Origin of the sequence: Legionella waltersii (assembly GCF_001468085.1) — a bacterium.
Lineage (GTDB): Bacteria > Pseudomonadota > Gammaproteobacteria > Legionellales > Legionellaceae > Legionella > Legionella waltersii.
The window spans coordinates 195,212-205,246 of the sequence record NZ_LNZB01000038.1 but is presented as its reverse complement, the minus strand read 5'-3'; the positions used below and the strand labels follow the sequence as shown (position 1 = coordinate 205,246).

Below are 10,035 nucleotides of genomic sequence, written 5' to 3'. Positions count from 1 at the left end.
TGATTTATTCAATAAATCGGACAAAGCCGCTAAAAAGGCAACAGAACATGAACAAGCGCAGCGAGTGCTCTATGAAAAAATCGGGGAACTTACAGTAGAGCGAGATTTCCTAAAAAAGTGCTGGAGCAAACTCCACGGGAACAACGGCGACAATTCGTGAACGTTGATAACAAGGATATCAGTCTAAGACGGCAATGTACGCTCCTTGGAGTAAATCGTAGCACGCTGTATTACGCCTCTAGAGCAAGAGATGTAGATGATGTGGGTTTGCTCAATGAGATTCGAGATATCTGGAACAAGTACCCATTTTATGGTTATCGCCGCATTACCATCGAATTACGAAAGCAAGGGCGTTCGGTTAATCGCAAACGTGTTCAGCGGCTAATGGCTCTTGGAGGTATATACGCAATTTATCCGGGGCCAAACACGAGCCGGCGCAATAAAAGGCATGCAGTGCACCGATATCTGCTAAGGGATATTGAAATTACAAGACCGAATCAAGCATGGATGGTTGATATAACGTATTTGCGCTTGGAGTCGGGCTTTGTGTATCTGGTGGCGCTTATCGATGTGCATAGTCGCTATATTGTCGGTTGGAGCCTATCGACTACACTTGAAACTGAGTTTTGCATGGATGCTTTAAAATCAGCTCTGAAAAACGCAACACCCGAAATAATTAATAGCGACCAGGGATGTCAGTTTACTAGTGAGGAATGGGTAAGTTGTTTACAAGAACATGGCATACAAATAAGCATGACAGGCAAAGGTCGGTGTCTTGATAATGCTTACATTGAACGATTTTGGCGCAACATCAAAAGGGAGGAGTTTTATCTTAACGCATATGATTCTATAAAAAACTTGAAAAAAGAGATTGCTAAATACATGAATTTTTATAATCATGTCAGGCCACATCAGGCACTCAGGTATAATACTCCCGCAAGCTTCTATTTTAATGAAGCGCCTGCGGCGGCTTCCTGATTTAAATGGGGTTCCACCCCAAACCCCGGGATATTTAAAGACGTGATTTAATTAACCGGAAAAAGGATTAGGACGGAATAAACCGCCCTAAATCACGTCACGGTCATCGGCGTCCCCGCCTGCACCGTGAACAAATTTTAACATAAATAAGAATGGCTGGGATCTCTCAAATATTTTTCGGATCGTGGTCTAGACATTGGGGTCACTTCAAATCAAATCACTATGTGAAGTATTAAATGAAAATAACATGAGGTTATTGAAAATAATTGCTGAGCAAAAGCCTGAATCAATTAAAGCGCTTGCTGTCCTAAGTATGCGTGAGCCGAGTAATTTGAGTCGGACACTAAATACAATGGCTCGTTATGGAATTATTGAAATACAGAAAACTGGGAAAAATTCTAAACCAATTGCTAAGGCTTTAGATTTTAATATTCAATATAGTGCTGCTTATTATATTCTTTAATTTTGAACTATCCGGAAATCCCGGATAGTTCATTTTGAGAATCTAAGCAGTGGGTTCCAAAATGGAACATACTGATGCTTAGATTTTTGAATTTGGCAGACACTGTCTATCATTTTTTTTGTTTTCTCTAATTTGGTACACGGTGTGTTCCAAATTAGAGATGATGATATATGGAACGCAGTGCGTTCCGAATCTATGTTATAAATTTACTTATAATTTGGATCTCATTGCGATCCAAATTGGATACGTTTGGCTTCACCATTAGCCTATGATTAATTGATGAACGGCCTCAAATTTGGGAGAAATTTCATTAAACGGAAGGTGCGTATTTATCAGATCGTATATATTAACTTTTCAAAGCATCCAAACTAGTAGTCAATTTTTTCATTAACGAAGTGTTATTTGCTTCTTTAAGTAATTCATCCCAATTATCTGGAGGATGTCCATTTTCCAGCATCTTTCGAAAAATATGAGAAGCATCTGCTTTACTCTCATATGCTCTTTTAGAACTGTCATCATTAACCCAAGCATAAATAATTATTTTACTTTCTTGATGGTATCTAAAAAATAATCGATATTGCTGAAAAAATTTAGCTCGAAACCAATGTTTGTGGTTATTTCCTAATGTTGATCCTTGTCGAAATTCTGTAGCTGCAGGATCGTTTGGAATTTTTTCAAAAGCTAATTTAGCAATGGCTGCTAATTTTTTTGTCGAGTTTCGTGTATGAAAATTTGAAGGGTCCTTTTCTTTTGCATTTTCTACCTCATTAGCCAATGCCTCTACTTGTTGCAAAAAAAGAGGATGGCATAAAATAACCCAGCCATTTATTGTTATTATTGAATTATCAACCATTAGCGAGTTACTCGGTTTTCAGTTAATTGTTCATCCTCGGTTAAAGGTTCATCTAAATTGACTTCAACATTTGCAACTAAAGAGTTGATGCGAGTTACTAAATCCTGATTTAAAGTTGTCAGATTTTTTGGGTTATTTTGAATGTCTTTAGCAATGAAATTCAAAAATTCAGCAATTACTGGATCTTCCTCTTCCTCTGCTCGAGTCATAAGAACATGACCGTCAGATTGAACGGTGTATCGAATTTTATCTCTTTTTCCTAGATGCAGGGCTTTTCTCACAGCATCTGGTACAGTTGTTTGATATCGATCTGTGAGGGTGGATTCGGTTTGTAGTAATCTAGCCATGATTTTCTCGATAAAAATGTATATATTATATGGTAATGCATATGCATTGTCTTGTCAAGATTCGTACATTTATTCAAATCCATGAGGCTCTTTTTTTATTTGTTCTAATGATATTATTTCCGCAGATTTTACTATGCCCATACATTTCAAAATGTAGTCTGTAATAAGCTGCATAGGCTTTCGTAACCGTTCAACATCAACAATAATATACCCAGCCGTCACATCATTACTCATTTTATGATTCATTAAACGCTTCAATGCATAAGCAGGGATATCCAGACTTTCTGCAATGGTGATAAAAGTTCTTCTCAAATCATGAACTGTGAAATAAACACCGGAGTTTTTTATCACATGTGCCATAGTCTTACGTGGTTCGATAATATGACCTGCAGCACCTGGTCCCGGGAAAATATAGTCATTAATTGCTTTTTCTTTTCTGGCAATCAGTAGATCATAAAGAAAATCAGAAAGCGGGAGGGTATGGGATTCATTGTTTTTGGTTTTATTGATAGTGAATGATTTTGCTTTTAAGTCGAGATCAGACCATTTCAAAGTCGCTGCTTCTTGTCGGCGTAAGCCCGTTAATAAGATTAATAGCAGATAGTCGTGTAATGTTTCATTATGGATTTGCTGTAAACCAGCATACCATGCTGCTAGCTCATGAGATTTAATATAGGTTTTTCGTCGTTCAATGCGATACCAGGCGCGTGTTTGTGACAGGCGTTTTACTGGGTTATCGATGAAAAGGGAGTGACCACTATTGTCTTCATACTGGCCGGCTGCAAAATTGAATAAGGCTCTTAGGATACGCATGGCTAAATTAGCATAAGCTTCTCCATGTTCGTTGCCCAGCTTTTCGTGGTATTTAGCTATGCGATCTCTGGTGATTGATAACATAGGTTTACTCTTCCAGCTCGTGAAGGCTTTATCTAATATGTGTTTGTAATTATCTATAGTTCTGGGCTTTAAGTTCTTTCTGGTTTTTAGGTAGTCTTTAAAGACTTGATTCAAAGTTATATCTCGAACCTCAGTTGCCTTCTTCTCAGCAACTGGATCAATGCCCATGGCGATTTGCCCTAAAAGATGCAGGGCTTTGTTTTTTGCCATTTCAGCAGTCAATTCCGGGTAATGCCCTAAAGTAATGCGACAACGTTTCTTATTTATGAATTTTTCAACGAAAAAGGCTTTTGCTCCTCCAGAAGTCACACGTATGCCGAAGCCTTTCAGGTTGTCATCGTAATATCTTTTTTGTGTCGTTTTTCCTACTTCCGTTGCCTGAGGAAGAGGGAGGTTTTCTACGTTTGTTTTGGTTATTTTCATAATTAACTTTTACACTCGTTTTTGAATGTGTCGCAACTGTGTCGCACTTGTGTCGCACAAATATTTAAAATCCATTAATAGAACTTATAACGTAATAATGCTGTAACATCAAGTAAATAAAGGGATATTAAAAGAATTTCAAAGAGTGTCTAATTGGCTAAAACCCATAATTCACTAATTCGTAATCAGAAGGTCCGCAGTTCGATTCTGCGCAGCGGCATAGTAAAATCAATAAGTTACAGATAATAAGTTAAAAATTGTAAAAATTTGGTACCTTTTTTGGTACCAGTTTTGAAATGTAATTGATAGACATTAATTGATATCAAAGTAACATTGGGTATTCTCTAAAATCTTGGCCACCCTTACATCCAATCACAACACCCTATGTCATACTCTATAATATAATGTTATTTCATTGCGATCTTTTATACATTTTCCAAATTTAGTAAAACAAGTCATTAATCAAATCAGGGTAGAGCTCAAATGTATCTTGAATCCAAGCAAATTGTATTCTCACCATCAGATCTCACACAGTTTATGGAGAGTCCTTTTGCTTCATGGATGGAACATCTCACAATCATACATCCGGATTTAATACCCTCCCCTGATGAAAGTGATGAGTTGCTGGATGTTTTGCATGACATGGGAAATCAACATGAGTCAGAAGTATTAGCTGAGTTTGAAACTAAAGGGTTAACAATTGCTAATTTGCGTAAGCGGTCTGATTCATACCAAGCTACTATTGATGCTATGAAAAATGGGGCAGATGTCATTTATCAGGCACATTTAGAATTGTTACCCTTTAAAGGGTATGCGGATTTTTTAATTAAGGTCCCAGGTAAAAGTATTTTTGGAGATTATTGCTATGAGATTTGGGATACCAAATTAGCAAAGTCAGTTAAAGCCTATTTTCTGGTGCAATTATGTTGTTATGCTGAAATGCTTGGAGTAATGCAGCAAAAGAGGGCTGAGCATATCACTATTATTCTAGGTAACAAGGAACAAAAACGATTTAGACTTAATGATTATTTTTATTTCTACCAGAATCTTAAACAAAAATTTTTATCTGAGCATCTACATTTTGAGCCAAATAAATGTCCAGATCCAGCCTCATCAAGAAGCTGGGGAAGATGGAGCACATATGCCGAAAGTCTGTTATTAGAAGCTGATCACCTGATACAGGTCGCTACCATTACTTCAGGACAAATCAAGAAATTGAATAAAGCTGGCATCAATACCATGACTGCTTTAGCCGAAGCAAATAGTAACACTGTAAAAGGCATGAAACCTGAATTATTTGAGCGACTAAAAGCTCAAGCCAAAATCCAAAAAGAAAGTATTGGAAAAGAAATACCAGCTTACCAATTAATCAATAATGATGATGGAAAAAAGCAGGGATTGGCTTTACTACCCCCACTATCCAAAAATGATATCTTTTTTGATATTGAAGGATTCCCGCTGGAAGACGGAGGTTTGGAGTATCTTTGGGGTGTTACTTATTTTGACGATAATAACCAGCGTCAGTACATGGATTTTTGGGCGCATAACAGAGATCAAGAACAAGAGAGTTTCAGAGCATTTATTGAATGGACTTATCAACGATGGCAACAAGATCCATCCATGCACATCTACCACTATGCCAGTTATGAAATTACAGCTTGTCGTAAACTAATGGGCAGATATGGTGTGTGTGAATATGAAGTTGACCAGTTACTACGCAATGAAGTATTTGTTGATTTATATAAAATTGTAAAAGGTGCCTTGTTAATAGGCGAACCACGTTATTCGATTAAAAATGTTGAGCATTTATACCGTGCCAAACGAGATACGGAGGTAGGTTCTGGAGGAGACTCGGTTGTTGTTTACGAACGGTGGCGAGAAAATCCTGACGGTGATACCTGGCAAACCTCCAAGGTATTGAATGATATCCGTTCTTATAATATTGATGATTGTAATTCTACTCAAGAGTTAGTAGTCTGGTTACGAGACAAGCAAAAATCCAGCGGCATTTGCTTCCTTGGTAAAACAGAATTAGTTGAGCCTGTAATTAAAGAAGAAATTAATGAGGGTATTAAGCTTCGCAATAACTTGCTGGCACGAGTCTCGCAATTAAAAGATGAGGGTAAGGAACAATTATCTAAAATTAATACTGTGATGGCATGGTCAATCGAGTTTCATAGACGTGAATCAAAACCCGTGTTTTGGCGTCTGTTTGATCGATTAGGGCTAAGTGAAGAAGAATTACTCGATGATATTGATTGCCTGGCCTTTTGTCATCGAACTGCAAAACTACCTTATAAGCCAACCCCCAAAGCTCGTAATTTAGTTTATGAATATTCATTTGATCCAACTCAGGAATTCAAGGGTAATGCAAAAGATTACTATTTGTTAGGGAATGAGACTCCGGATGGTAAAAACATTAAAGCGGCTTATCATGCAGAAGGTAGCGATTTGGATCATGGGATTATTGCACTGCAGATAAAAGATGAGCCAGATAGCCCGATCACTTTGATTCCGAATGAATATATTAAGCCTGACCCAATACCTCAAGCAATTACAAAGCAGGCGGAAGCGTTTGCAAAAGGGGAGCTTGCGCAAACAGCTATAGTTGATTTTCTGGGTAAATCTATCCCCAGAATCAATGGACATAATTCAGGTCAGCCAATCGCTCCTAGTCATGATCCTAAACAACGATTGAATGAAATCATTCAGGCAGTTATGAATCTGGATCACAGTTATCTGACGATACAAGGACCACCAGGAGCTGGTAAGACCTACACGGGTAAACATTTAATTGCTGAATTGATTAAACGAGGTAAGAGAGTAGGCATATCTTCCAATAGCCATAAAGCGATTAATAATTTATTGATTAGCACTGCTCAATACTGCCATAAAGAGGGAATTACGGGATATTTTGCTTGTGCAAGTAATACTGACCCAGCTATTGATGATTTGAAGATTAGTGTGCTGGAAAATAAAGATATTGCTGGCTTTTTGCAGGCTGGCTGTGTTGTAGGAACTACCGCTTGGGGTTTTTCCAGAGATGATCTTGAAAATGCCTTTGATTATCTGTTTATTGATGAAGCCGGACAAGTTAGTGTTGCCAATTTAATTGCTATGAGTCAATCAACCTCCAATATCATCTTAATGGGGGATCAGATGCAATTAGGTCAGCCTTCACAAGGAAGCCATCCAGAGGACAGTGGCTTATCGATTTTGGATTATCTGTTACATTCGACCCCAACTATACCTGATTCCATGGGTGTATTTTTGGGAACAACATACCGTATGCATTCGGCTGTAAACCACTTCATTAGCGAAGCTATATATGAGGGTAAATTGGAAACCGCTCCAGAGAATGATGAGCAATTAATAACTGTACCTGCAGAGTATCATGGTGTATTAAACAAGGAAGCTGGAATAATCACTGTACCCGTGATGCATGAAGGCAATACGCAAGCTAGTGACGAAGAAATTGAACAAATTGTTGTTTTGGCTCATGAATTGTTGGGAAGGACTTTTAATGCTAAAAACGGTCAACAAAGAATGATTGATTGGAACGATATATTGTTTGTTGCTCCATATAATTATCAGGTCAATAAACTCAAAGCGGCTCTTGGAGATAAGGCTAGGGTAGGGAGTGTAGATAAATTCCAAGGGCAAGAAGCGCCTGTTGTGTTTCTAAGCATGTGCGCAAGCAGTGCTAACGAGTCTCCTCGCGGGTTAAATTTTCTTTTTGATAAAAATCGCATTAATGTTGCGGTATCAAGAGCACAGTGTATGGCAATTGTGGTTTATTCTCCAGCGTTGCTGGATTCCATACCAAATAACGTTGATCAAATCACTATGATGAATTTGTTTTGCCAATTAGTAAATAGCAGCAATATTTGATCTAAATACAAACAAAATACGAGATAAATAATCATTTTGTGGGTTTATATAGATCATAGTGTAAAAAAACACTCCTTAATATGATTGTCTTGATGAAATAATGAAATTATAATCCGAACTGTTATTCAAGGATATTAATAAGGAGATGCTATGAACGTATATTATTCTAATAGAATTGATGCCGATGAAGATAAGGATGAATATATGCCTTGGTAAATAAAGGAGATATAAGTATCTCCTTTGATAGTTTTATATTGATATGAAATTAGTTTTTAACAATGATGTTCTCGCGGTCATTGATAACTTTCTAGAGCAACCATCTTTCGAAAAAATTTGGAATTTTATTCAAACTGAAAAATTCAAGTTTGTTCACTCTTCTAGATGGGTAAATGCTTTTACTCTTGAGGATGGTTCTCCTTTATGGGGAAGCGTCACTATTTCTCATCCTAGGCCTGAAGTTTGCACAACAGAGCAAATTTACCCTACAAACACTACCATTGATTTATTTATCAATGAATTAATTGCAAGATCCTCTGATTATTCTCATTTAATTGGTTTCAAGGATAGAGATTGGGATTTCTTCTATGCTAGACCTTATCTATATCCTAGAGGCTCAGGACTTTCTTGGCATACTGATGGTAAGTATAAAATTTCAGGAGCCTATGTATATTACTGCCATCCCATTTGGGACATAAATTGGGGAGCTGAATTATTGATTAATCCTACACCTCAACTTGACTTCGATTATCCTGAAGTGACGTTAATCAATAATAAGAAGAAAAAGGTAGGATACCATCTTAATAGCTCTGAATTGAATAAGTATGCTGATGACGGAATTGGATATTATATTGTTCCCAAACCCAATAGATTGGTTATTTTTAAAAATAATATTCTGCACTGTATAAAAAAAGTAGAAAATGCGGCAGGAAATCATGTAAGGGCATCGATAACAGGGTTTTTTATGAGTAATGACAAAATACATGAAACGAAAGAGGCAGAAAAAGAACATTCAATCTGACAATTATTTGAATTAGTTTAGTCCCGCCAGATTATAGATAACTATCAATCTTAATATATATGATTGGAATTAATTAATGAATTTAGTGCATGAAATCACACCTACACTAGCTCAAGAAAAGGTAAATTTTGTTATTTTGGTACCCAATACTGATGAGGCAGTTTTATCTAACTTTATACTTAGAGTAGAGGATATTCCTTATAATGAACAACCTGGTCATTATCAATTTAAAAAATGGTCTGCTTGGTGTTCTGCTCATTTCTCTTCTTATTACTACTATATTAAGTATAAAAATGCTCTCTTAAGATGTAAGCAATTTTTGTATGACTTTGGACCATTATCAACATTAGATCACGCCGCTCTATACGATCATTGGGTTTGGGAAATGAAACCCTATGTATTGAATCAGGAAAATGTTTGTTGGATTGGCTATGACTATTCAAAATCGAAAACATTAACTTATTTATCCCATGGGACTAATATTGAACTCCGTCTACTTGAAGGTAACTTGAACGATGAAGAGTTCTTAGAACTTTGTAAATTTTTTTCTCCTCTTTCATCATCAAATGAAATCTTAAAAAAGAATTTTTTTGAACTATCCTATTGGTCTCGTTACAACAACTGCCTAGAGAATGCATGTATTAATAGAAATGAATATAAACCACCTTCAAGTATATGGAATTTAAGATGGCCATTACATAATATTCTTAGAAGCAGCAAACCGGATCTCAATATAAAGTATTTAAACCAGCTTAACTTAGATTTTAATCTGGATAGTCAAATTATTTATGGTAATGGAAATCAAATTGAAGAGATTCAATTTGTTATGTTTCCGAAAAATGGAAAGAAAAACCAAATTGCGTGGTTTCGTGTTTTTAATAAAGCCTCCTTTCCAATAAAGAAACCAGCACTTTCTAGATTGCCTAATATGAACTCATTTAGTGGATATAGTAATTTTAATTTAACAGTCCTAAATCCGAAGAGTGGTTTGATTTCGAGCAATATATATATTGCAAGTTTTAATAATTGTTATGGACCACATGATGCACTTTGGTGGGATAATGAAAATGCTTATCTACTGCAACTGAGTGCTAGCACTAATAACTCTATAGAGTATTTGAAAGGAATTTTTGTTAACTTATAGAAGACAAATGATCAATAGATT

General features: G+C 36.4%; 8 protein-coding genes. 5 read left to right on the top strand and 3 right to left on the bottom strand.

From position 1 onward, the window contains the following. Positions 1 to 117 precede the first annotated feature (117 nt). Complete coding sequence (locus Lwal_RS08615) at positions 118 to 978, top strand: IS3 family transposase (protein ID WP_083500071.1); 861 nt, start codon at positions 118 to 120, stop codon at positions 976 to 978. A gap of 196 nt (positions 979 to 1,174) precedes the next feature. Continuing rightward, entirely contained in the window at positions 1,175 to 1,441 is a 267-nt protein-coding gene (locus Lwal_RS08610; RefSeq protein WP_133141266.1) for an HVO_A0114 family putative DNA-binding protein, read from the top strand. 346 nt (positions 1,442 to 1,787) lie between these two features. Here Lwal_RS08610 and Lwal_RS08605 read toward each other — a convergent pair whose 3' ends face one another. From Lwal_RS08605 to Lwal_RS08595, 3 genes are all read right to left on the bottom strand, one after another. Further along, the gene (locus tag Lwal_RS08605; protein ID WP_058480388.1) at positions 1,788 to 2,294 is read right to left on the bottom strand and encodes a type II toxin-antitoxin system YhaV family toxin; all 507 of its coding nucleotides are present in this window, start codon (positions 2,292 to 2,294) and stop codon (positions 1,788 to 1,790) included. Continuing rightward, positions 2,294 to 2,641: a type II toxin-antitoxin system PrlF family antitoxin gene (locus Lwal_RS08600; protein WP_058480387.1), complete on the bottom strand. Its 348-nt coding sequence runs from the start codon at positions 2,639 to 2,641 to the stop codon at positions 2,294 to 2,296. Before Lwal_RS08600 ends, Lwal_RS08605 begins: the two co-directional genes overlap by 1 nt. 69 nt (positions 2,642 to 2,710) lie before the next feature. Next, positions 2,711 to 3,961, bottom strand: coding sequence for a tyrosine-type recombinase/integrase (locus Lwal_RS08595; protein WP_058480386.1), 1,251 nt, complete (start codon positions 3,959 to 3,961; stop codon positions 2,711 to 2,713). Between the two features lie 483 nt (positions 3,962 to 4,444). On the opposite strand from Lwal_RS08595, the gene Lwal_RS08590 reads away from it, so the two are divergent. The 3 genes from Lwal_RS08590 to Lwal_RS08580 all read left to right on the top strand — a co-directional run bounded on the left by Lwal_RS08590 (position 4,445) and on the right by Lwal_RS08580 (position 10,014). After that, on the top strand, positions 4,445 to 7,852 hold the full coding sequence (locus Lwal_RS08590) for a TM0106 family RecB-like putative nuclease (RefSeq protein WP_058480385.1): 3,408 nt from the start codon (positions 4,445 to 4,447) through the stop codon (positions 7,850 to 7,852). Between the two features lie 259 nt (positions 7,853 to 8,111). Continuing rightward, entirely contained in the window at positions 8,112 to 8,870 is a 759-nt protein-coding gene (locus tag Lwal_RS08585) for a 2OG-Fe(II) oxygenase (RefSeq protein ID WP_058480384.1), read from the top strand. A 76-nt stretch (positions 8,871 to 8,946) separates the two neighbouring features. Then, a complete protein-coding gene (locus tag Lwal_RS08580) occupies positions 8,947 to 10,014 on the top strand; it encodes a hypothetical protein (RefSeq protein WP_027270658.1) in 1,068 nt (355 codons plus the stop codon). The last annotated feature ends 21 nt before the right edge of the window (positions 10,015 to 10,035 follow it).